Origin of the sequence: Solibacillus sp. NPDC093137 (genome assembly GCF_050280445.1) — a bacterium.
Classification (GTDB): Bacteria; Bacillota; Bacilli; order Bacillales_A; family Planococcaceae; genus Solibacillus; species Solibacillus isronensis_B.
On the sequence record NZ_JBNNVH010000001.1, the window covers coordinates 928365 to 953508 of the forward strand.

General features: G+C 37.2%; 21 protein-coding genes and 1 riboswitch. Of the genes, 18 read left to right on the forward strand and 3 right to left on the reverse strand.

All coding sequences use genetic code 11. The features are described from left to right. Positions 1–56: 56 nt before the first annotated feature. The 5 genes from ACQKN3_RS04825 (at position 57) to ACQKN3_RS04845 (ending at position 6076) form a co-directional block, all read left to right on the forward strand. Positions 57–902 carry a DUF6612 family protein gene (locus ACQKN3_RS04825; protein ID WP_427709792.1) on the forward strand — a complete coding sequence of 282 codons (846 nt, stop codon included), beginning with the start codon at positions 57–59 and terminating at the stop codon, positions 900–902. 167 nt (positions 903–1069) lie between these two features. After that, entirely contained in the window at positions 1070–2572 is a 1503-nt protein-coding gene (locus tag ACQKN3_RS04830) for a S41 family peptidase (RefSeq protein ID WP_427709794.1), read from the forward strand. 66 nt (positions 2573–2638) lie between these two features. Next, positions 2639–3541 carry a CobW family GTP-binding protein gene (locus ACQKN3_RS04835; protein ID WP_427709796.1) on the forward strand — a complete coding sequence of 301 codons (903 nt, stop codon included), beginning with the start codon at positions 2639–2641 and terminating at the stop codon, positions 3539–3541. Between the two features lie 179 nt (positions 3542–3720). Beyond that, positions 3721–4551: a CAP domain-containing protein gene (locus ACQKN3_RS04840; protein WP_427709798.1), complete on the forward strand. Its 831-nt coding sequence runs from the start codon at positions 3721–3723 to the stop codon at positions 4549–4551. Positions 4552–4999: 448 nt separating this feature from the next. Next, positions 5000–6076 carry an undecaprenyldiphospho-muramoylpentapeptide beta-N-acetylglucosaminyltransferase gene (locus tag ACQKN3_RS04845; protein ID WP_427709800.1) on the forward strand — a complete coding sequence of 359 codons (1077 nt, stop codon included), beginning with the start codon at positions 5000–5002 and terminating at the stop codon, positions 6074–6076. Between the two features lie 131 nt (positions 6077–6207). Here ACQKN3_RS04845 and ACQKN3_RS04850 read toward each other — a convergent pair whose 3' ends face one another. Beyond that, on the reverse strand, positions 6208–6756 hold the full coding sequence (locus tag ACQKN3_RS04850; RefSeq protein WP_427709802.1) for a GNAT family N-acetyltransferase: 549 nt from the start codon (positions 6754–6756) through the stop codon (positions 6208–6210). Positions 6757–7135: 379 nt separating this feature from the next. On the opposite strand from ACQKN3_RS04850, the gene dapF reads away from it, so the two are divergent. The 10 genes from dapF to ACQKN3_RS04900 all read left to right on the forward strand — a co-directional run bounded on the left by dapF (position 7136) and on the right by ACQKN3_RS04900 (position 20383). Beyond that, positions 7136–8098, forward strand: coding sequence for a diaminopimelate epimerase (dapF, locus tag ACQKN3_RS04855; RefSeq protein WP_427709804.1), 963 nt, complete (start codon positions 7136–7138; stop codon positions 8096–8098). Positions 8099–8123: 25 nt separating this feature from the next. Then, positions 8124–10136: a diguanylate cyclase domain-containing protein gene (locus ACQKN3_RS04860; protein WP_427709806.1), complete on the forward strand. Its 2013-nt coding sequence runs from the start codon at positions 8124–8126 to the stop codon at positions 10134–10136. A 123-nt stretch (positions 10137–10259) separates the two neighbouring features. Beyond that, positions 10260–10931, forward strand: a complete 672-nt coding sequence (locus ACQKN3_RS04865) for a response regulator transcription factor (RefSeq protein WP_251687879.1) — start codon at positions 10260–10262, stop codon at positions 10929–10931. Between the two features lie 5 nt (positions 10932–10936). Beyond that, positions 10937–12331, forward strand: a complete 1395-nt coding sequence (locus ACQKN3_RS04870; RefSeq protein ID WP_427709809.1) for a HAMP domain-containing sensor histidine kinase — start codon at positions 10937–10939, stop codon at positions 12329–12331. Positions 12332–12646: 315 nt separating this feature from the next. Next, positions 12647–15454, forward strand: coding sequence for a 2-oxoglutarate dehydrogenase E1 component (locus ACQKN3_RS04875; protein ID WP_427709811.1), 2808 nt, complete (start codon positions 12647–12649; stop codon positions 15452–15454). A gap of 93 nt (positions 15455–15547) precedes the next feature. Continuing rightward, positions 15548–16813 carry a 2-oxoglutarate dehydrogenase complex dihydrolipoyllysine-residue succinyltransferase gene (odhB, locus tag ACQKN3_RS04880; protein WP_427709812.1) on the forward strand — a complete coding sequence of 422 codons (1266 nt, stop codon included), beginning with the start codon at positions 15548–15550 and terminating at the stop codon, positions 16811–16813. A gap of 288 nt (positions 16814–17101) precedes the next feature. Further along, a riboswitch (Lysine riboswitch) is annotated at positions 17102–17289 on the forward strand. A gap of 114 nt (positions 17290–17403) precedes the next feature. Then, positions 17404–18240 carry a transporter substrate-binding domain-containing protein gene (locus tag ACQKN3_RS04885; RefSeq protein WP_251687883.1) on the forward strand — a complete coding sequence of 279 codons (837 nt, stop codon included), beginning with the start codon at positions 17404–17406 and terminating at the stop codon, positions 18238–18240. Positions 18241–18364: 124 nt separating this feature from the next. Then, a complete protein-coding gene (locus ACQKN3_RS04890) occupies positions 18365–19111 on the forward strand; it encodes an amino acid ABC transporter permease (RefSeq protein WP_251687884.1) in 747 nt (248 codons plus the stop codon). A gap of 1 nt (position 19112) precedes the next feature. Then, positions 19113–19847, forward strand: a complete 735-nt coding sequence (locus ACQKN3_RS04895) for an amino acid ABC transporter ATP-binding protein (RefSeq protein WP_251687886.1) — start codon at positions 19113–19115, stop codon at positions 19845–19847. A gap of 338 nt (positions 19848–20185) precedes the next feature. Beyond that, positions 20186–20383 (forward strand): DUF6501 family protein, encoded by a 198-nt coding sequence (locus ACQKN3_RS04900; RefSeq protein WP_079526794.1) that lies wholly within the window; start codon positions 20186–20188, stop codon positions 20381–20383. 46 nt (positions 20384–20429) lie between these two features. Here ACQKN3_RS04900 and ACQKN3_RS04905 read toward each other — a convergent pair whose 3' ends face one another. Together ACQKN3_RS04905 and ACQKN3_RS04910 are read right to left on the reverse strand one after the other, a co-directional pair. After that, positions 20430–21542: a toxic anion resistance protein gene (locus tag ACQKN3_RS04905; RefSeq protein WP_427709815.1), complete on the reverse strand. Its 1113-nt coding sequence runs from the start codon at positions 21540–21542 to the stop codon at positions 20430–20432. A 3-nt stretch (positions 21543–21545) separates the two neighbouring features. Beyond that, on the reverse strand, positions 21546–22193 hold the full coding sequence (locus ACQKN3_RS04910; protein WP_251687890.1) for a 5-bromo-4-chloroindolyl phosphate hydrolysis family protein: 648 nt from the start codon (positions 22191–22193) through the stop codon (positions 21546–21548). A gap of 297 nt (positions 22194–22490) precedes the next feature. Here ACQKN3_RS04910 and ACQKN3_RS04915 point away from each other — a divergent pair, with 297 nt between their 5' ends. The 3 genes from ACQKN3_RS04915 (at position 22491) to ACQKN3_RS04925 (ending at position 25116) form a co-directional block, all read left to right on the forward strand. After that, a complete protein-coding gene (locus ACQKN3_RS04915; RefSeq protein ID WP_251687892.1) occupies positions 22491–22781 on the forward strand; it encodes a DUF1033 family protein in 291 nt (96 codons plus the stop codon). 214 nt (positions 22782–22995) lie between these two features. Further along, entirely contained in the window at positions 22996–23196 is a 201-nt protein-coding gene (locus tag ACQKN3_RS04920) for a cold-shock protein (RefSeq protein ID WP_079526785.1), read from the forward strand. A gap of 222 nt (positions 23197–23418) precedes the next feature. Then, on the forward strand, positions 23419–25116 hold the full coding sequence (locus tag ACQKN3_RS04925; RefSeq protein ID WP_427709818.1) for a hypothetical protein: 1698 nt from the start codon (positions 23419–23421) through the stop codon (positions 25114–25116). The last annotated feature ends 28 nt before the right edge of the window (positions 25117–25144 follow it).

A 25144-nucleotide genomic window follows, 5' to 3' on the forward strand; every position in this document is an offset into this window, starting at 1 on the left:
ATACACCAAATTAGGGTATGGATAGTAGAAGTTTATCTAGGAAGGGTTGAAATCATTTGAAAAAACGATACTTATTCGCGATGTCTACATTATCGATTGCACTAGTTGCAGGCTGCGGAAATACAGCAGAACCGGTTGAAGGTACGGATAGTGAAGCCAATTTAACATTACAGCAAGTATATGAGAAAGCTATGCAGCGTCAGCAAAATTTAAAAAGTGTTCATGCAGAAACAAAGATGGATCAAGTGACGAGCTTCGTGATGGACGGTAAGACGGTAGATATGACGAGCAACTCAAATTTGGCAATGGATATCCAGCAAGATCCGATGGCGATGTATTCAAAAGGAACAGTTGAGATGGATATGGGCGATGATAAAATGGAATTGCCAATCGAAATGTATATGACAGAAGAAGATGGCTTTTACTTGTTTAATGGCGATTCGAATGAATGGTTAAAGATGCCTGACGAACAATATGAACAACTTTTAGCGCAAACAGGTGCGCAGGCAGATGCGTCAGAGCAACTCGAACAGCTTGAACAATTTATCGAAGATTTTAGCTTTGAACAGGATGATGAAAACTATTTGTTGACGCTGAACATTGAAGGGGATCAGTTCAAGCAGTTCATACTTTCACAAATGGGTGCCAGCTTAGGTGAATCACTGGAGATGAATGGTGAAATGCTTGAGAATATGTCCTTTGAAGATTCACAATATAATATTGTAGTAGCGAAAGATACATTTGATATAAAAGAAATGGATATGGACTTGAAAATCATCACAAATGTCGAAGGTCAGGAAACTACGATTGAAAATGATGCGAACATTGTCTATTCGAAATTTGATGAAGTAAAAGAGATCAATATACCGAATGAAGTTAAAAAAGAAGCTAAAACTGAATAATAAATCAAGCAGCGAGGCCGCTTTATGGCGGAATTCGCTGCTTTTTCCTATTTAATATGAAATGAAATAAAAAAATTGACGTCTATCCTTTTCTAGTCGCTTGTAAACTGATATTATTGGTATAGTGTGACATCAGACAGTGTAAAAATGAGAGTGGTGAAATTGAAATGGATGAACAAAAAAGAGATGAGGATCAAAACGGTTTAAACGAAGAGCAAATTACAAAGCCGGCAGGGAAATATTTACGAATGAAACCATTTGCATTCATAATGGTCATTTTCCTGACAATTTTATGTACAGCCGGTTTAACAATTTTTGCGTTAACATTCGGCGAAAATAAAGTTGTGGAAGTAAAGGAACCGGTGGAACGGGCGGAATTTAAAAAACTTTATGATGCGTATGATGCACTTCAGCAAAAATATTATGAAGACGTAAATGAAGAAGAAGTGGTATATGGTGCAATCAATGGAATGTTTGATGCATTGGGCGACCCATATTCTGATTATATGAATAAAGATGAGGCAAGTTCATTTAATGAAAGCCTGTCTTCAAGTTTTCAAGGAATTGGTGCGGAAATTCAAGAACGAAATGGATATATAATGATTGTTTCCCCAATTAAAAATACACCTGCCGAAAAAGCCGGGTTACAACCGAAAGATATGGTACTGGCGGTTGACGGGAAAAGCGTCAAAGGCATGAGCTCTACAGAAGCTGTGTTATTGATACGCGGTGAAAAAGGTTCTGACGTCACTCTGACGATTCAACGCGGAGATGCAGAAAGCTTTGATATGACAATCGTGCGTGACGATATTCCTGTAGAAACTGTCTATGGTGATATTGATGAAGAAGGAATTGCACACTTCCAAATTACTTCTTTCAGTGAAAAAACAGCAGTAGAACTGGAAAAGCTGCTAATTGAATATGAAAAACAAGGGATGAAAGGGATTGTATTAGATGTACGCCAAAATCCAGGAGGCTATTTAAAGGCTGCAATCGATATTTCAAACTTGTTTGTTGAAGAAGGAAAAACAATCGTTCAAATTCAAGAACGAGATGAAGCGCCACAAATTGTAGCTGCGGACAATCGTTCAAAATATAATCTTCCGATAACAGTATTAATCGATGAAGGAAGTGCTTCTGCTTCTGAAATTTTGGCAGGTGCACTCAAAGAGTCGGCAGGTGCCAAAATTGTTGGATTAAATTCCTTTGGTAAAGGGACAATGCAGGAAATTATTTATATGGAAGACGGAGCAAACTTGAAGTTCACAACTGGCAAATGGTTAACTCCAGACGGTAACTGGGTGAATGAAAAAGGAATTGCACCGGATGTGAAAGTTGACTATCCGGATTATGCTTCATTACCATATATCGATCCGAGCCAGAAATATGAACAGGATGCCAATCATGCGTCAATCAAAACAGCTGAGCGTATTCTGGAGGTATTAGGATATGAGCCAGGTGAAGTCGATACACAATTTGATGAAGAGACTGAAGCGGCAATAAAAGCATACCAACAAGATAATGAATTAGAAGTGACAGGTATTTTAACAGGTGATACAACATATGCCTTAATGGATGCCATTAGCGAAAAGCTGAAAACAGAAGATCCTCAAATTTTAAAGGCGAAAGAATTACTGGATATAAAGCCTGAAGAACCAACAAACGAATAAAAAATGCGGGCTGGCAAAAGTGATACAACACTTTATTGCCAGCCCATTATTATAGGAAGTGGAAATATGAAAGATGTATATTTATTTAGCGGGTTTTTAGGAAGCGGCAAAACGTCCATGTTAACCGATGTCATTCGCCAGATGAAAGAAGCTAATTTGAAGCCTGCTGTTATTATGAACGAACTTGGGAAGCTTCCATTTGATTCACAGGCAGTGGAACAGGATGTACCATTGAAAGAAATGTTAGAAGGCTGTATTTGCTGCAGCGGAGCGGAAAAAACGGAAGCTCAAATCCAATCGCTTTTACATGATCAGGATTTTGATGTACTAATAATAGAAACAACCGGGGCTGCACACCCTGTGGAAGCCCTGGATGCGGTCTATTCGCCTCTATTTGCGGATAAGTTAAATATTAAAGGAATTGTGACGGTGGCGGACAGCCGGTTATGGTTAGACAGAACAAGCCTTACTCCGCAAGTACGATCTCTATTTATGGAGCAAATTCGTCATGCCCATCTGTTATTGGCCAATAAAACGGACTTGCTTACGGAATCGGAACAAGCGCAAGTTGTTTATGAGCTGCAAGGGTTTAATGCAAATGCGTTCATCCTTCAAACGACAAATGGCCGTGTTCCGTTAAAGTTACTGCAAAATATGCAGTCAACTGCTCGTATATCAAAAGACGATATCGTGTCCGCCCGTATTGGTGAAAGTTTTAATTTAGGCTCACGACTCGTTCGATTTGATACAAGCTTTACACAAGAACAGTTTGAAAACTGGGTGCGCTCATTACCGGATACAGTTTACCGTATGAAAGGCTATGTTCCGATTGAGGGAATCAAAAATCCGATGCTGTTCCAATATGCTTATGGAATGGTCCAATGGCTGCCGGAATATATAAAGATGGAACCGAACTTAGTCATCATTGGTGAAAACATTAACAATCTAAAAATTATCTCTGTATCATAATTCGTCAATAGCTTTTCAAATGAAATGTTTGAGGGAATTGGATAAATTTATCGCAAAATATCAATTTAAATATAAGATTTAAAGGCTAATAAGTTGGTAGATGGGCAGTTTACCAATTTATAGGCCTTTTTTTCTTGGGTTTTTCATTTACGATGGAATCACGAAAGGAGGCGTACAAAATGAAAAAATTAGTTCTACCATTTTGTGCAGTAATACTTTTTGCAACTCAAGCACCCGTTGCGAATGCAAGTTCAAACGCAATTGAAGGGGGCAAATCAACACCAACTACAAATCACATTCAATTAGCGAATGACTATAATATAAAACTTAACAATTTCTATAAACTTGTAAAAACGACACCTCAAAATTGGACAGTTATTCAACAGGAAGGGTCAAAAAATAAAGATAAAAAACCTGCTTCAACTGATGTAAGCAAAGAGACTTCTAAAGAGGCTGACAAGGAAACGAACAAAGAGATTAGTAAGGAAGTAGAAAAAGAGCCAACAAATGTAGTAAATAACGAAACTCCAAAAGCTCCAACGACTGAATCACCGTCACAAACGCCTGCTACACAATCTAAAACTGAACAGGCGCCAGCTCAAGAGCAAAAAGAAACAACAGTTACAGATCAAATTTTAGCGATTGAAGAAAAAGTTGTTGCGTTAACAAACGCGGAACGTGCTAAAAACGGTTTAAGTGCATTACAGATCGACCACCCATTAATGGCGGCGGCACGTGAAAAATCTCAAGATATGAAAGATAAAAATTACTTCTCTCATACATCACCAACATTCGGCAGCCCATTTGACCGATTGAAAGCATTAGGTATTGCTTATAAATCTGCCGGTGAAAACATCGCCAAAGGTCAAAAATCTCCTGAAGAAGTTGTACAAGCATGGATGAACTCAGAAGGTCACCGAGCGAATATTTTAAATAAAGACTTCACTCATATTGGTGTAGGCTATGTGCAGGACGGTAATATTTGGACACAACAATTTATTAAAAAGTAATTTGCTGATGCTATCCTTTTTGTAATGAAAAGGGTAGTTTTTTGTTATTCAGTTATTAATTGAATTCTTAAAACAATAAAAATACTTTTATCGAATATTTATTATTTCTATTGATATTAAAATTTTTATATGCGAAAACACCCATTTTTAGAGAAATGCTTTATAAAGTGCCAAAATGTGCTACAATATACGGTATACTTTTAAAAAGCCTTTTAAAAAAAGGTGCAGAATTCGATGGAATAGAAGTGATAAATAGTTAAATCATTTTTTTAGAATAATAAAACAAGAATAATTATTGAATATTAAAAAGGAACTATAAAAAGTATAGTAAAAACAATCATCGATAATAAAATGTCACATCAAATAAATAAGATATATATCGAAGCATGTTGAAATGTCATGTTGCATAAAATAGATGCAATGACAATTGCTTTGTTAGGAGAAATTTATGAACGAAAAAACAATTATTTTAACAGGCGGGGGTACGGCCGGTCACGTATCACTAAATGAAGCGATTATCCCTTCATTGCAGGAAGCGGGGTATGATGTCCATTATATAGGCTCTCATGATGGGATTGAAAAGGAGCTTATAACAAATGCCTTTCCTTCATTGCCATATCACAGTATCTCGAGCGGGAAGCTGCGTCGTTACTTTTCAGTACAGAATTTTACAGATCCATTTAAAGTAATGGCAGGGGTTACACAAGCCTTTTCGGTTATCAAAAAAATTAAGCCGACAGTCATCTTTTCTAAAGGCGGATTTGTATCAGTGCCTGTCGTGATTGCGGCAAAGTTGGCAAATATTCCGGTTGTTGTCCATGAATCGGACGTGACGCCTGGATTAGCGAATAAAATTTCATTACCTTTTGCGTCCCATATCTTTACGGTTTTTAAAGAAACAATGAAACATTTACCGAACGACAAATCGACTTGCACAGGTTCGATCATTCGTCAGCAACTATTTGAAGGAAATCGTGAACGTGGCTTGGCATTATGTGGCTTCACAACAGAAAAAAAAGTTCTGCTTGTCATGGGCGGCAGCTTAGGGTCAGTCATTATTAATGACGCACTTCGTGAAAATTTGCCTGTACTACTTGAAAAATATCAGATTATCCATTTATGCGGTAAAGGGAACGCCGACAAAAAATTTGAAAATCTGCAAGGCTACTGTCAGTTTGAATATGTGACAACAGAATTGCCGGATTTACTGTACGCTACAGATTTTGTTGTATCGCGTGCCGGTTCAAACTCGATATTCGAATTTTTAGCATTGCATAAGCCGATGCTGCTCATTCCTCTTTCTGCTGCAAAAAGCCGTGGCGATCAAATTTTAAATGCCAACTTATTTAAACAACAAGGCTTTGCACAAGTATTGGATGAGGAAAAATTGACAAAAGTATCATTTATGCAGGCGATTCAAAAGCTTGAAGAGAAAGCGGAAGAAATGATCGACCATATGCTTGAAGTCGAACACCCGAAAACTCCGAAAGAAATGGTTGCATTAATAACTCAATATGAAAAATAATTAATAAAAAAAGGGGTTACCTAAAAGTTCATACTTTTAAGGTAGCCCCTTTTTTATTTAAGGAATATTTGTGACGATTTTAACATATAAGCGTAATGAAGGTAATTACGTCACTAGTGAAAATTTCCTTTTTACATTGCCTGTTCCTCTGCTTCCTCGTGCGAATTCGCAGTTGTTAAATAGAACAGATCTTTTGGAATTTTAAAAAGACGGAATTTATTTACGCCTTGATTAATTTCTGTGAAAAGAGATGGATTTGATTCCTCCGCATCTACTACATAAGGTAATTTTAATGCTGCTGCTTGTGAGCGTGCATTTTCTTCCCGGATGCGTAAGAAAACTGTATGGAAATCATAGTCGAAAAATAGTTCATTTAAAAACGCTAATTTCGCTTTCTGATTATAACCGATGCCTTGATATGGTTTGCCGATCCATGTTCCTAAAAAGCCGGCGCCATCTTGGATATCAAAAATACTGATTGTTCCGATTGGGGCACCCCACTCATCTACAATTGTACGTGAAATCGTTAATCCGTTTTGTTCTTCTTCTATTAATTGTTTAGTCATAAATAAATACTCTTCAGCTGAAGTCGCTTTTTGACGTACGAATGGAAATACAGACGGATGACGTAATAATTCGTATAATTCTGCTGTTTCATGAAGTTCTCTCTGTTTTAACATGTGAAACGCCTCCTTTTAAGAAGAAAATGGTAGAGCCTGTTGTTAAAGAAATAGTGCAAATAATCTTCTAATGCTAAAAGGTTCTTTATCATAAGGCAGTAGTCATTTCGAGCTTGATCTTACCTAAAAGAATTTGACGTTAAACTATTATGCATAATTCGTCTGTCTCGCTCTATCCTAGACAATTAATAACAAGAAATATATCTACATTTTATTATAATATATTCTCTTGTCGCAACTTTCAAGCTCGAAAAAAACATTTTTTTCTGCTAAAAGTCGATATATTCAGAATAATGCGTAAATAAAAACTATTAATGACAGGATGAATTTTTTAAAAGTATAATATAATAAAACAAGAGAGAACACGGAGGCACAAAATATGAATATCCAACTAACGAAAGTCCATGGTTCTGGAAATACATTTTATTTATACGAAGCATTATATGATGAACAATTTAATTTTGTGAATATCACAAAACAATTATGTCATCCATCCATTGATGGCGGGGCAGATGGCTTATTATTGGTGCTTCCTTCTTCCACAGCAGATGCAAAAATGCGCGTCATTAATGCGGACGGCTCGGAAGCTTCGATGTGCGGGAATGGGTTACGCTGTGTCGCACGGTATGTCTGCGAAAAGTTAAATGTTAATGAAGCGGTTGTCGAAACAATGCATGCCTGTTTGAAAGTGAAACGTGAGGACTCCATTTTTGAACAGCTTCCTACATACTCTGTAGAAATCTCGCCCATTTCATTTGAATTATCATCTTTGCCAATGAAGGTAGATAACAAACGACAATTGCGCCACGAAATTATACCTGCTTTTTCAGAAGAAATTCCTTTTACTGCGATTTCTGTACCGAACCCGCATTTAATCGGAATTGTTGATAAAAAATATATCGAAAACACGACGCACCAACAACAGCTAGCAGCCTATTTGAACAGTGAAAATGAATATTGTCCTGACGGGGTAAATGTCAGCTATGTCCAGTCATTATCGTCTGATGAAATATTTGTCCGAACTTATGAGCGTGGGGTAGGCTTTACAAATGCTTGCGGTACTGCAATGACAGCCTCTGCACTGATTGCCTCAATTGAAGGATTCGTAACGAATAGTAAAGTAACTATCTATAACCCGGGAGGCTTTGTTCAATGTGAGGTTTCAAATAATGAAGGAAACTGGGAATTGGCGCTCATCGGAAATGCAACGGTATTAGGGGAATATGAATTCGAAATTCAAGACGAACAATTACAGTTGGTTCATATTCAGCCGGCAGAAGAGCAAATCCAATATGAGAAATGCAAACTTTTTGTGCAAGATAAAATAGAAAGCTTTCTGTAAAGATCAGTAAAGTAGGGGGACAAGGATGATGAGTTCCATTTTTTCAATGGATCTATTGAATTTGTTATTCAAAAATAGTAATGATGCTGTGTTCTTTATGGAAAAAATAGATGAAAAGTATCGTTATATTTTTGTCAATGATGCTGCAGTAAATTTAATTAATAAGAATCCTTGCGGCAAAACGATCGAACAGGTAATTCCGTCCCATTTGGCAAAAACGATTATTCACCATTATGACTTAACAATCGAACAAAATAAGCAAGTTGAATTTGAAGATTTCACTTATGAAAGAATGAACGTTCGAAAACAAAGAACGACAACTATTCCAGTAATACAAGACGGGAAAAATTATATTTTGGCTATGACAAAAGAAGTGTCGATGAGTCTTGATTTAGAAGATAAATATTTATTTATGCGTTCCTTATTCTCTAATTCATTTTTATCAACGATATTAGTTTCCAATGACCTGCAATTGCTTGAAGCGAATACAAAATTTTTGGGTGAATTTAATATTCAAATGGAAGATGCTTCCCGTACAAGTATATTGGATATGCCTTTTATAGAAAGAAAAATGGCAATAAAATTAAAAAGCTATTTGAAACGTGCTCAGCTTGGAGAAAATGTTCAATCGAAAATGCTGTTTTTTATCGATAAACATAATGAACAGCGATGTTTTACTGCTTCTTTTTCTTCGCTGACAAGTAACGGTGAAAATATTGCCGTATTTATTATATTGCAAGAAATAACAGAGTATATAAAACAAGGACAGGCATTACGCACTGCATCGCATGGCCTGGAAATGTTCAAAAATGCGATCAATTCTTTTGCTGACGTTATTTTTACAGATGCTGACGGAAATATAATAGATGTAAATGAAAGAGTTATTAAAAATACAGGCTTTACCCAAGACGAATTAATCGGTAAGCCACACCATTTTCTTCATTCAACGTATCACGCAGATACGGCTTCAATGAGTTATTGGCAAAAAGTCAGAAAAGAAGAAATTTGGCGTGATGAAGTATGTATTCGTAAAAAGAATGGCGAAATTTATTGGGTGGACTCCACTATAATTCCTTTGAAAAATGAACTAGGGGATGTCGAGCAGTTTTTAATGGTTCAATATAATATTTCGTCTGAAAAGCAATTAATGTCTGAACTATATATAATTGAACGTAATTTCAGAGCGATTACTGAAAATACGAATGATTTTATTGTCGTAACAGACCGCTACGGCAAAATTAAATACGCTTCACCTTCCTATTCAAGGAAACTTGGCTATCGGGAAGAAGAGCTGATAGGTGTTCCGTACGATCGATTGCTGAAGCCTGAAAGTGTCCAACTGTGGCATGAAGCATTGAACCCGGAAAAGTTTGATAGTGTAGAAGAACAAAAAATTGAATTGCTTTTGTATAAAAAAGATAATAGTACGATATGGACGGAAGGGAATTATACGCTAACGTTCGATTTGGCAAATCATGAAATCACGGAAATTGTCATGGTTTCTAGAGAAATTACCGAGCGCAAGCAGCTGGAAGATAAATTAACCTATTTAGCGTATCATGATAGTCTTACGCAGCTAGGTAATCGCCGGAAACTGTACAAGGACTTTCCGCTGCTTAAAACCGAAGCAGACGAAACAGGCACCTGCCTGGCAATTTTATATCTTGACGGTGACAATTTTAAACAAGTAAACGATCTATATGGCCATGATGTAGGGGATGAGTTTTTAATTCAATTCGGGAAATCACTCGTTCGCAGTGTGCGAAACGAAGACCTCGTAATAAGGCTGGGCGGAGACGAATTTTTAATTGTTATAACAGGGCTGTCCACTGACGAAAAAGACCGTTCTGTTCAACTAGCCCATATTATGAACAGAATCAAAGAAAATCTGAAAATCGGATGGATGATTAGAGATGCGCATTTCTCACCTACTGCCTCGATGGGTCTATCGATTTATCCACAGCACAGTGTAAATTTGGATGTGCTTATCGACTTGGCAGATCAGGTATTATACAAGGCGAAACAATCTTCCAATTAGCACATTCTTCATATCCATATCTTACTTGCAAGAATACGGAAATTTACTCCGTATTCTTTTTTTATTGTAAAATACAAATGGTACAATAATGAAGATATATATTGTTGATAGAGAGGGTAGCTGATGAAACAGAAGATTTTAATAATTGAAGATGAAAAAAATATTGCACGTTTCCTTGAACTGGAGCTTAAGCACGAGCGATTTGAGACGGTTGTTGCATATGATGGGAGAACGGGTCTGGAATTGGCTGAAAGTGAACTATTCGACTGTATTTTGCTCGATGTCATGCTGCCTCAATTAAACGGGATTGAAGTATGCAGACGAATACGGAAAACAAGCGATGTACCGATTCTGTTAATTACTGCACGTGATGAAGTAATGGACCGCGTTTCAGGGTTGGATGCGGGAGCAGATGATTATATCGTGAAGCCGTTTGCGATAGAAGAACTACTAGCCCGGATCCGATCGATTTTGAGAAGAGTCCAGCATACTCAAAAATCTAAACAACTCATTGTAAGGGATTTAGAAATCGATGTGCATGCATATGAAGTAATATTTGAAAATAATAAAATCGAACTGACAAGAAAAGAATTCGATTTACTGAAGCTGCTTGTGGAGAACAGAAACCATGTATGTACACGCGAACGTATTTTAGAGACAGTTTGGGGATTCGATTCAGAGGTCGAAACTAATGTAGTCGATGTATATATTCGCCATTTACGTTCAAAACTGCAAACAGAAAATACTCCGTACATTGAAACAGTACGTGGTGTTGGATATGTGATACGCGGGTGAGGATGATGAAAAACAAATTACTGAACCTTTCATTAAAATCAAAGTGGATGCTTGCAGTCGGTGTAACGATTTTTGTAAGCTATGCCCTTATTTCTGTAGTGCTGTATATCGCATTACAAACATGGCTTATTCATAATGAAGAAAAAAATGCATTGCGAACGGTTGATGATATGACAACATACTTTGAATCACAAGGTAACACTGTTACAGTACAGGCACTCCAAAACAACACCTCATTGATGAAGGCCATTTTAAATCAAGAACAAACGGTACGTGTATTTAATCTGGATGGTATTGAGGTAATGCGTATCAATGATGCTGCTCCGGCTGCACAACTGCCAAAAAATCAAAATTATTTTTCAACGGTTATTGAAAAGCAGATGATTTCAGGATCTGAAAGCTATGTCATCCACAGAGTCGTTCAAATCGGACAATTTCAAGGGGTTATGCAGCTGATTCACCCATTAGCAGCATTTCAATCGATGATGAATTATATTTTGACAACAATTTTTATTATTGGTTTCGGTGCCATTTTATTTTCGGTTGTGATCAGCTATTACCTGGCGAATATGCTAATGAAACCGCTTGTCCAATTACGGGACGCAATGAGTTTTGTTAGAAAAAACGGGTTTACTGCACAGCCTAACTTTGATTATTCGGCAAAAGATGAGATTGGCGATTTACTTCATATGTATCGTACTTTAATGAATGAACTGGAAATATCATTTACAAAACAGCAGCAATTTGTCGCAGACGCCTCGCATGAACTGCGAACACCGATTCAAGTTATTGAAGGTCATTTATCATTAATTAAACGGTGGGGTAAAGATGAACCGGAAGTAATGGAAGAATCGTTAAACACTTCGTTAACCGAAATTGCGCGTATGAGAAAAATGATCGAAGAACTATTGCAATTGGCAAGAAGGGAGCAAGCGGATGAACAGGCTGAGGCTGATATAGAACAAGTATACGAACAGGTGAGAGAAGAATTGTTGCAGCTATATCCTAACACTGAGTTTCGCCTCACTGTTACCGGTGATAAAACGGCTGCTTCCATTACCGAACATGCTTTAGCGCAAATCTTTAGAAATATTTTGAGTAATAGTATACGATATAATAGCAATGTTCCAAAACTTCATGTAACAATTGATTATAATGAATTACAGTCGCAGATTTCAGTTACGATAGAAGACAATGGTATCGGTATTTCTGAACAACATTTACCACATATTTTCGACCGGTTTTACCGGGCCGATGCATCCCGAACTAATAAAGTTGCAGGTACTGGACTAGGGTTAAGTATTACGAAGATGCTTGCAGATAAATATGAAGTGAAAATTGATGTCGAAAGTAAATTACAGAAAGGTACCTTTTTTTACCTTAAACTTCTTAAAAAATGAATAATTTTTCTCAATCTAATTACTATTTCAATAGTTCACGAAAAAAATTGCTTAATTTGATAAAAAGAGTTGTATTTTTTGTGAAGAGTAGTAAGATTGAGATGGAAAAAATGTTCTTCCGCCGTTTATAAATGTGCTTTTAGTCCATGTGGAAGAATGATAAAATATTATTTGCTTTGTTTTGGTAGATAAAAAGAGGGTACTTACTTTATCTACATACAAAAGAAGGTAATTTTTGTATTGTGATATACAATATTATACCTTTTTAAGTAAATTATTGGAACAGCCATAAGGCAAAATTTGGAGGTTATTTTCATGTCGAACAATGTATTACCTGCAGGTTCTCCATGGTCAGCGTTTTCTGGTCCTAACTTAGGTTACGTATTAGAGCAGTATGACTTATTCCTGCAATCTCCTGAAGAAGTGGAACCGGAACTAGTAGAATTATTCCAAGCTTACGGTGGTCCTGTATTTGCAGATGGTCAACAACCGGTTGCAACAGCAGCAGTAACAGGTACTGGAGACTACAAAAAAGTATTAGCAGCAGTTAAGCTGGCAGAATCAATTCGTGAATACGGCCATTTAGCAGCAGATTTATACCCATTAAAAAATCGTCAATTAGATACTTCACGCATTGAAGAAAGCGTATTCAATTTAACAGCAGCAGATTTACAAGCTATCCCTGCATCAGTATTTTTTGCAAATGTTCCTGCAGGTGTTACAAACGGTAAGGAAGCAATTGATTATTTGAAATCTGTTTACACAGATAAAATAGGTGTGGAAGTTGCACATTTACAAAATGCGGAAGAACGTGCTTGGATCGAAGCTCAAGTTGAAGGCGGAACTTTCAAAACAACGTTATCTGCCGAAGAGAAGAAAGCAGTATTAGAGCGTTTAACACGCATTGAAAACTTTGAAAAATTCATTCATAAAACATTTGTTGGTCAAAAACGTTTCTCTGGAGAAGGTTTAGACACTCAAATCATTTTATTAGACGAAATTATCAAATCTTCAGAAGCTAAAGGTGTAAAAAACGTTCGAATCGGTATGGCACACCGTGGTCGTTTAAACGTATTAACTCACGTATTAAAAAAACCATACGATATGATGTTCTCTGATTTCGCCCATGTTTCTAACGACCTTTTCTTCCCTGAAGATGGTAAATTAGAAATTACAAAAGGCTGGACTGGCGACGTGAAATATCATATGGGTGCATCTTACACTCATGATTCTGGATTGAACGTTAAATTAGCTTACAACCCGTCTCACTTAGAAGTAGGGAATCCGCTTGTAATCGGTTCTGTACGTGCAGCACAAGATGATGTATCAGCAACTGGTGTTGCGAAACATGATCCATCAAATGCATTCGGTATCATCCTGCATGGTGACGCGGCATTCGCTGGTCAAGGGATTGTAACTGAAGGCTTCAACTTCTCTCAAACAGAAGGATTCAAAACAGGTGGTACAGTTCAAATTATCGCGAACAACATGATCGGTTTCACAACTGAGTTACATGATTCACGTTCATCTAATTATTCATCTGACCCTGCAAAAGGCTATGATATTCCGGTTATTCATGTAAACGCTGACAGCCCTGAAACAGTGGCAGCTGTTGGTCGCTTTGTTGCGGAATACCGTGCGAAGTTCAAAAAGGATATCGTAATCGACTTAATCGGTTACCGCCGATACGGTCATAACGAAACAGATGATCCGACTGTTACAAACCCTGAAACATACAAATTAGTTGCAAAACATGAGCCGATTCGTGCATTGTATGGTGCAGAATTAGCAGAAGCGGGTGTTTTATCTGCTGATGAAGTAAAAGCTTTAGATACTGCTATTTATGCGGAAATGCAAGCTGCGTATGATCATGTAAAAGAAATGGCTGAAAAAGACGAGCATGTAACGCCTAATATGCCGGAAGAACTAAAAATCGAATTCCCTGAAATCGATACTAAAGTAGATGCTGAGCGTCTGGCTAAAGTAAATGAAGATTTACTTGTGTTTGCAGATGGTTTTGAACCGCAAAACAAGTTAGGTAAAATTTTAGCAAAACGCCGTGATGCATTCGCAGATGGTAAAATTGACTGGGGTCATGCTGAAACATTAGCATATGCAACAATCACACAAGATGGCACACCAGTTCGTTTCACTGGTCAGGATGCACAGCGTGGTACGTTCTCTCAACGTCACTTAGTATTACATGATAAAAACAATGGTTCTGAATTCACACCATTACATCACATTGAAGGTGCAAAAGCATCATTCTCAGTTTACAACTCACCACTTACAGAAGCAGGTGTAGTAGGTTTTGAATACGGGTACAATTTAGAAAACCAAAATGTATTATCAGTATGGGAAGCACAATTCGGTGACTTTGCAAACATGGCGCAAGTAATGTTTGATAACTTCATCTCAAGTGCCCGCGCTAAATGGGGTCAAAAATCTGGATTCGTACTTCTTTTACCACATGGTTATGAAGGTCAAGGTCCGGAACACTCATCAAGCCGTATGGAACGATTCCTGCAATTATCTGCAGAAAATAACTGGTTTGTAGCAAACTGTTCAAATGCAGGCAACTACTACCACTTATTACGCCGTCAAGCTGCATTACTAGGTACAGAAGGTGTACGTCCATTAGTAGTGGTTTCTCCAAAATCACTTTTACGTCACCCACTTGCTGCAGCTACTGCTGAACAACTTGCAACTGGTCGCTTCCAGGAAGTAATCGAGCAAGAAGGTTTAGGCAAAAACACAGAAGCGGTTGAAAAAGTAGTACTTGGTACTGGTAAAGTAATGATCGATTTAGCAGAACGCGTTAAAGACGGCGAAGGGCTTGATCACTTACACATCATCCGTGTTGAACAAATTTATCCATTCCCTGCACAACAAGTGAAAGATATTATCGCTCGTTTCCCGAATGTTAAAGAAATCGTTTGGGTACAGGAAGAACCGAAAAACCAAGGTTCATGGACATATGTTCTTGAAACATTATATGATATCGCAGAAGGCAAAAAAGTGCGCTATGTAGGACGTCCTGCAATGAGCTCAACTTCTGAAGGCGATGGCGATTCACATAAAGCAGCACAAGCTAAATTAGTGAACGAAGCACTTGAAAAGTAATAAATGATTTGTTTAAAAAGAGCTGCTTCTATTTAAAATAGAAGTGGCTTGCTATACAATGAATGTGTAGCGTAATTAAAGGAGGATATGAACGTGGCTGAAATTAAAGTCCCTGAATTAGCAGAATCAATTACTGAAGGTACAATTGCCCAGTGGGTGAAAAAAGTTGGAGATCGCGTAGAAAAAGGCGAATTCATCGTTGAGTTAGAAACTGATAAAGTTAATGCTGAAATCATCTCTGAAGAAGCAGGCGTTTTAAAACAAATTTTAGCTGAAGAAGGCGATACTGTATTAGTAGGACAAGTAATCGCAGTAGTTGAAGCTGGCGAAGGCGCAGCACCTGCACCAGCTGCTAAAGAAGAAGCACCAGCAGCAGCTCCGGCTCCAGCAAAAGAAGAAGCTCCTAAAGCAGCAGCACCTGCACCAGTTGCAGTTGAAGAAACTTCAGGTGAGCGTGTAATCGCTTCACCGGCAGCTCGTAAATTAGCTCGTGAAAAAGGTATCGACTTAGCAGCAATCTCACCTGTTGACCCACAAGGTCGCGTACGTGTACAAGACGTTGCAGCACATGGTACAGCACCAGCAGCTCCAGCAGCATCAGCTGCCCAAGCTCCAGCAGCAGGTAATGGTCCAATGATCTTCACACCAGCAGCTGATACAGACCGTGTAACAGTTGAAAAAATGAGCCGCCGTCGTCAAACAATTGCAAAACGTTTATTAGAAGTAAAACAATCAACTGCAATGTTAACTACTTTCAATGAAATTGATATGACGAACATTATGGCATTACGTAAGCGTAAACAAGATGAGTTCGTGAAAGCTAACGATATTAAATTAGGCTTCATGTCATTCTTCACAAAAGCTGTAGTAGCAGCATTAAAGAAATATCCATATGTAAATGCACAAATTAACGGTGATGAAATTCACTTAAACAACTTCTTCGATATCGGTATTGCTGTATCAACAGAAGAAGGTTTAGTGGTACCGGTTGTTCGTGATGCAAACGCTAAAAACTTCGCTGAAATCGAGAAAAACATTGCGGAATTAGCTGGTAAAGCACGCGACAAAAAATTAGGCTTAAACGACATGGCTGGCGGATCATTCACAATCACTAACGGTGGTGTGTTCGGTTCATTAATGTCAACACCAATCATGAATGGTACTCAAGCTGGTATTTTAGGTATGCACTCAATCGTAAACCGTCCAGTAGCTGTTAATGGGGAAGTTCAAATTCGTCCAATGATGTATGTAGCATTATCTTACGACCACCGTATCATCGATGGTAAAGATTCTGTTGGCTTCTTAAAAACAGTAAAAGAAATGATCGAAAACCCAGAAGATTTATTATTAAATTCTTAATAGTATTTTCTATGCTAATGCGCGATATTCTGTATATTGCGCATTAGCTTTTTTGTTAAGGAAACTATAGAATATCGCATTGTAGATAACGTAAAAATATAGTTTTATCCACGTCTAGGCTAAAGCGCCAACTCCTCGCACCATTAGGTCCCTCCAATGTCTGTCGGAGTTGAACGGGCGCTTTAGCGCTTTTATTCTTACAGTGAAATTTCAGAAAAATGAGTGTTGACGGAAATGTCGCAATAATGTAATATAAACATATCAATTTCATATTAAAACCTCACACTCTCGTGAGGTAGAGGCGCGATACTTAACAGTTTTATATGGAGCCATGAGCTGGCTGTGAGATATAAGAGAAGGAAATATCGCCGAAGTGTTGTAAATGCTCAATTTTACAATGCTGGGTCTGCAGTGAATAATTGCAGAACTGTCTCAATCATCTATATCCCTGATGGTTGAGTTGTGCTATCTCAAAATGGGAACTGTAGAGGATTCGGGCTAATTATAATTTAAACGACCTAAAGTTCTTCTTTTAGGTCGTTTTTTGTATATTTGGCGCCCGAAATTTAACAAATAAGGAGAGATTTTCTATGAAAAAGAGACTATTAATTTTATTGACTGCCATGACAATGCTATTGCTAGCAGCTTGTGGTACAAGCGATGAAGGTACTACAAGCGGTTCAGATTCAGACAAAAAAGTTATTAAAATCGGTATGGAAGCAGCGTATGCGCCTTTTAACTGGTCACAAAAAGATGATGCCAATGGCGGAGTTCAAATTGCAGGTTCAAAGGAATACGCAGCAGGCTATGATGTGGAAATTGCAAAAAAAATTGCAGAAGGTCTGGACATGGAATTACAAATTGTTAAAACGGACTGGGATGGCTTGATTCCATCATTACAATCAGGTGCCATTGATCTAGTAATTGCTGGTATGTCACCAATGCCTGAACGTAAGGAAGTAATTGATTTCACGGAGAACTATTATACAAGTGACTATGTCATTGTTGTAAAAGAAGACGGCCCATATGCAAATGCCACTTCATTATCGGACTTTGCAGATGCAAAAATTACAGGTCAGCAAGCGACAACACATTATGATGTAATCGATCAAATCGAAGGTGTTCAAAAACAAGTAGCGGCAACTGATTTTGGTGCAATGCGCGTGCAATTACAGTCAGGCGCAATTGATGGATACGTTTCAGAACGTCCAGAAGGTATCTCAGCTGAAATGGCTCTGAACAATATTAAATACATCGTACCTGAACCAAACTTCGAAGCAGATGAAGCCTCAACAGCTGTAGCGGTAGGTTTGAAAAAGGGTTCAGATTTACGTGAACAAATTAACAAAGTTTTAGCTGAAATTTCGGATGAAGAGCGTCAACAATTAATGGAAGACGCAATTGCAAATCAACCAGCAGCACAATAATCGTGTAGCATTAACAGTTTTAATGAGGTTGTCTTGCCGGCAAACGGAAGACAACCTTTTTCTATTAAAATTATGATTTCATACATAAATAGTAGAAACAAAGAAAGAAATGGAGGACAAGGCGATGGCATTTTTAGAATCATCATGGAACTTGTTTACGAACAACTGGGATTTATTTGTACGTGGAGCTTGGACTGCACTTCTGTTGGCAATTATCGGGACAATTTGTGGAACACTGATCGGATTTTTCATTGGAATTATGCACACAATTCCACAACGCAAAAAAAATATTAAATCAGCTATTCTGAAAGTCTTTAACTTTATTTTAACGGCTTATGTGGAAATTTTCAGGGGCACGCCAATGATGGTACAGGCGATGGTCGTATTTTATGGTCTTGTCTACTTAGGGATCGATATTGACCGCTTTTTAGCAGCTTCTATCGTTATTAGTTTAAACACAGGAGCCTACATGGCCGAGTATGTGCGTGGTGGTATCGTATCAATTGATAAAGGCCAATTCGAGGCTGCACAAGCGATTGGAATGAATCACCTGCAAACGATGATTCATATTGTTCTGCCGCAAGTAGCACGCAATATTTTACCTGCAACAGGGAATCAGTTCGTTATGAATATTAAAGATTCATCTGTATTAAGTGTTATTTCGGTAGTGGAACTGTTCTTTACTGCGAATTCGATTGCGGGCAGTAACTATAAATATATTGAAGCGTTCTTTATCGCGACGGTATTATACTTTATTATGACATTTACTGTAACTCGTTTCTTACTATTATTCGAGAAAAAGATGGACGGACCTTCCTCGTATAAAGTGGAGCTCATTACAGGCAACAAGCTAGATAAGGATGGTGAATAAAATGACAGTTGTAATTGATATTAACCATTTAAATAAAAAATTCGGTGATCATGAAGTATTGAAAGATGTTAATTTCCAAGTAAACAAAGGGGAAGTAGTAACATTGATCGGCTCTTCAGGTTCCGGAAAATCAACACTTTTACGCTGTATTAATTTACTGGAAACACCAACAGCAGGGGAAATAATCTATAATGGTGAAAATATTTTAAATGACGGACATCAAATTGAAAAGTACCGTACGCATTTAGGTATGGTATTCCAGCAGTTCAATTTATTCAATAATTTGGATGTACTAAATAACTGTATTGTTGGCCAAATCAAAGTGCTAAAGCGTTCAAAAGATGAAGCAGAACGGAATGCAATAAAATATTTGGAACTTGTCGGGATGAGCGCCTATAAAAATGCGAAACCGAAACATTTATCCGGTGGACAGAAACAACGTGTCGCAATTGCACGTGCATTAGCGATGGATCCGGATGTAATGCTGTTCGATGAACCGACATCAGCACTTGACCCTGAAATGGTAGGGGAAGTATTAAAAGTAATGCGCCATCTGGCAGATCAAGGAAATACGATGCTGATCGTTACACATGAAATGGAGTTTGCCAAGGAAGTATCGGACCGGATTGTATTCATGGATAAAGGGGTTATCGTTGAGGAAGGCCCTCCGGAACAATTGCTTGTAAACCCAAAACACGACCGAACAAAAGAGTTCTTGAAACGAACATTACGGTAATAGCAAAAAGCTCGCAGTTAACTGCGAGCTTATTTTCGTGAGTTCCATTCGCTTATTAAAATAAATACAATTGCAAAAGCAATTACAATTGCGAAAAACCACATTGGAATACTACCAAATGCCATACATTCCACCTCTGCTTGTGAGTTTAACATGGAATAGTTGTTCTATCAAATATCGGAAACAGCGATAAATTAAAACTATTTTTATGTGGTTGGTTTCCTTGTATTTATATTAGAAGCAAGAAAAGTTGATTTTTACTACAACGCGCTTTCCACTGGCAGGAAAATCATATAAAATAGGAGAGTATCGATATTAGTTAAAAGTGAGGGAATAACATGCTACATTTAAATTGGAAAGATGCACCGACAATTCGCACGGTAAAATGTGTACATACAGATGCATCGAAATATTTAGTATCAAACGTATTAACAGTAGGCAAAGAATATGAAGTAAAAAACGAAACTGAAGAGTTCATCTTTGTAATCGACAACACAGGTGAAGTTGGCGGTTTCTACAAAGAATACTTCGCTTAAAAATAAAAGGTGTGCGAAAAGTCTTATGGCTTTTCACACACCTTTTTTATTTCTGTTCCAGTATCGTATGCTCGATTTCATGGCGCCTTTCGTCTGTCTGTACGTGCACGCGTAATGTATCCTCAATATCATGCAGCAATTGCATCTGGGTTTGTTTAAATCGGTCAATATCACTATGGGATAATGCTGGTCGATTAGCAGCTTTTTTGGACACTTCCAACATCTTGCCGTTTTTACGCATCAATTGTTCCGATGCATCCATAAGACGTTCCTGAGATCGTATCGCACGACGCTGATTGTTCATGTTTAATAACATGGTTATTTGAGACTGCCATAATGGGATGGTCGTCATAATCGAACTTTGAATTTTTTCGATTAACATTTGATTTGTTTGCTGAATCATTCGGATTTGCGGTGCATATTGAATTGCCACTTCACGCGAAAGCTCCAAATCATACATACGGCGGTCAATCCACTCGATTTGCATTTCAATATCTTTCAGTTCATGCTGTTTAAACGGATTTTGTCCATCTACAATTTCTTTTTGCAGGGCAGGTAGGACAACATCCCGCATATGCTGTTTTTTAATTTCCAATGTTGCAATATAAACATTGATTTCCTGAAAATAATCTTCATTGATCGCATAGAGTTTATTTAAAAACTGGTAATCGTTTAATAGTGCATTTTGATTATATTCCAGTTGGATACATAAGCGATCAATGCGTTTACTTAACTTATTGTAGTGGGTCATAATTTCTTGAATAGACTGTGTGGAACGGCTGAAAAGTTTAGCAAAAAAACCTTTATCCTGTTCAATCAATGCATCTGGGTCAATCATCTCCAAATGCTGCATTAAATCGGATAATACTTCACCGACTTTCCGAACATCTTTGCGCTGAATATACTGCAGCATCTGGGTCGTGAATTTTTTTAGTGCTTCTTGTGCGGGTAAACCAAATGCCAAAACCGTTTCGTAATTTTTTGGCTCTAAATTTTGGGCTAATTGCAGTGCCCGCTGTTTCATATCATTTGATAATGATGCGAAAAGCGGTGAGGCTGCATTGTTTGCAACATTCACCGCAAATTGTTCTTTACTTACTTGCAAGTCAACGTTTTCACTCGCTGTAAAGGCATCAAAAGGATTGTTTGTCATATTCATTTGTTACTCACCGCCGATTTTTAATCGATCTTTACGCTTTTCATTCGACAATTTTGCAAAGTCGAGTTCGATTTTCAAGTTTTCGATATCCGAAGATAAAGCACTTTTCAAATCAGATTCCATCGTAATTTGCAGCTCTTTTAAAGTTCTGCGCGTATCTTCCAACGCTAAATGTACTTCCGTACCAGGTACTTGCTCTTTTGTCAGTAACGTATATTTATCAGAAAGCTGTACGGCTGACGGCAAGTGTGCATAGAAGAAATCTTCCACTGCATAAAACTTGTGCGGATTTGTCTGCACTATATTAATAATGCGCTTTGCCAGTTTTGACATTTCATTTATTTGCTTAAAAGAACGTACCGAACGCACTCTGACATATTGCTGGTTTAATGCCTGAATATGTGAACGGGCCTGTTTTAATTGTGCTTCGATTAAATTGTATTCCGATTTGGAAAGCCCGATTTTTTTACTTTGTGCCGTTTTTTGAATAGCGTAAGTTACTTTATTACTGATGAAATATGCTGCTGCTCCAAGAGGTAATGCCAGCATCGTTGTTATGCCGGTAAAATTAACAAACGTAAGAGTGACCGCTGTTGATAAAACTAATACATTAATTAGATGTCGTGTTAGAAAATTTATAGGACCAAGCATTGTCATACCTCCTTTACTCGATACTATTGATACGTATGAAACGTAAAAAAGTTTCAATACTACTTCCTTTATTGCAGAAAAATCAGTGGAATTAGTTATTTAAAGTCACACAGTTCTAAAGAAGATGAAATGGCGGCTTTTTATTAATCGTAACAAGTTTTGGCGCTATTAAAAAGTAAAAAGATTTGGAAAGCTAAACAATTATTATGATTTCCATTGTTCCCCTAATTATAATGAGCATTATTAGACATCGTGGACAAAAGTGTATAAGATATAGAGAAAGAAAGGATAATGTATATGTATAAAATTATTTATATGAAGGCAGATTATGAGCCTTGGTGGCAATTTGACGGTTGGGAAGAGTATATCGTATCAACAGAGCAGTATGATACAGAGCATCAATTCCAAATGGCATTGAATCATTTGCTTGCTCAGTTTCGAAACAAATATGAGTTTGAAGCACATAAAAATGAACGATTTTATGCATTTTGGTCAGAAGATGAATGTGAATTTTGTGAAGCCTGTGATGATGATGCCCAAATTTATCATGGCATTATTGTATTAACACCAGAAGCGATTACACAATAACAACATTTAATTGAAAATTTGCTTAATTTGCCAAATGGTAGTTGACAGTCATAATTATGATATATATACTATATTTAACAATTGAAAGATTGACCGAATACAATGGCTTCACATATTACAAACAGTAATCGAGTTAGTGGATCGGTACTCTTGTAATATGTGTTTTTTTATTTGGTTTTTTAATTGTTAACTTTTATTTTGGAGGTATTTATTGATGAAACAAGGTACAGTAAAATGGTTTAACTCAGAAAAAGGTTTTGGCTTCATCGAAGTAGAAGGGGAAAACGATGTATTCGTACACTTTTCTGCAATTCAAGGTGAAGGTTTCAAAACATTAGAAGAAGGACAACAAGTGGAATTCGAAGTTGTAGATGGCAACCGCGGACCACAAGCATCGAATGTAATCAAACTATAATAGTACAAATTTCGAAGCTGCGTATCAATTTACGCAGCTTTTTCTATTTATATATTTATATATTACATATTTTTACATATATTGTTATAATTTAAGGAATACATAGGGAAGGTTGAGATACCAATACGAAACGTACATAATGCAATTTCTAACAATAACAGGCCGTTAAAATGGGGAATAATTATTATACTAATATTGGCCGGTTTGTTCGGACTATTATACTTGCAAAAACAAAGTAAGCAGTCAAACGAACAAGTGAATGCACTGGCAGATAGTGAAATCAAATTCAGACCGATAAGCGAAACGTATTTAAAAATACACCAATACGAGCTTTTTTACCGAGACAATCCAATGCGTTCAAAAGAGGCGGTAAAATCTTCTGCATTAAGTGAAGCAATATCTAAATATGCGCTTATCGATTATTTACAGCAGCAAACTATTACACTAAGTGATGAAAAGCGCCAATTACAACTGAAAATATTAGATGAGCAGATTACGTATGATATGCAAAACCCAATATTAAAACTGTATTTTGAAAAGATGTTCCAAGAGCTTGAAATTAGCAAACAGGACTATATCGAGGAATATTTACTTGTAAACAAAGAACATGATATTTTATACAGGAACATGCAAGATACTGGTAAAGGCTTGGTTTTGGATGAGTCGGGCACCTCAAGCTATCCAGCTGGTGACCAGGATGAACTGTACGCAAATAAGATGGGAATATCATTCGATTACCTTGAATATTTAGCAGAAAGCGAATTCATCCATATCGAGCCTTCGGTTACTGATTTGGATTTGCCTTTTACAGTTGATTCTTATCTTTTCGAGTTCGCTAAAAATCGAGATGGGGAAATTATTCTAACCTCAAGTGATTTTAATATGATGGGTTTAACAGATGAACAGAATTCCTTAATTCACGAAGTTAGAGAAAAATATAACCTTCAGGAATTGGCGCGGTATAATTTCAAATTGTATGAAGATGCCTTACAGCAAAAAGCGGCATCGGGAAATGAAAATGCGCCGGTTGCGGACGAGTTACTGGAATTATTTAAAGTAGTGGAGCGGAGTATAGACATGGTTCTTGGCGAAGTGGTAAATTATCAGTTCAGCGAAATCCCTTCATACGACGTCAGTAAATTGCGGAAGCATCAAAACATTACTTTACAGCTGTTTGAGCATGAATATTATTACCGTGCAGAAAACATCCCTAATAAATCCTATGCTTACCGAATTGCCAATGAAGAAGTAGGGGCGATGTATGGTTTATTTAATTATTTGAAGCAGGATTTCGAAATTGAATTAGATGAAGCAGCACGTATCAATGCGCGGGTACAGCTTGAAAAATCTCTGGCAGAGCAGTTGGAGAATCCTTATTTTAAAAAGTATATGGATGATTTATTGAAGACATTTGATATTCCATTATCTACTTATATAGATGATTACTTATTAGTGATGGAGGAATATAAACTCTTGTTGCAGCTAATGAAAGAGCAAAATTTAGGTCTTGATCATAATGGTCGGTACAATAAAGGCTGGATCGAAGCGCGCTACAGAATGGCTGCAGACTTCACGTGGGAAGATAAATTTGAGAAAATGTGGTCGATGGATGATGAGGAAATTGTGGAGCCACTTGAGCCGCAGCCTAATTTATCATTTTCCTTACCGGAATATGCGCAGTTAGGTATAAATAAAAAAGGCGAATATGTTTTTACTTATAGTTTCACACTTCCGATCTATTTATCTGATGAACAGCAAATATTATTTGATCTGCTTGTCAAAACGTTTGATTTACCGGTACTTTCCCGTTATTCGATTACACAATATATAGACAAACTGGATCAATTAAAGGCGGATGAAACAAAGAAAAACCAATTGCATGACATACTCGATATTTATAAAAATACGATTACCGAATAAATAAAAAGAAGGAGTGCAGAACAACTGC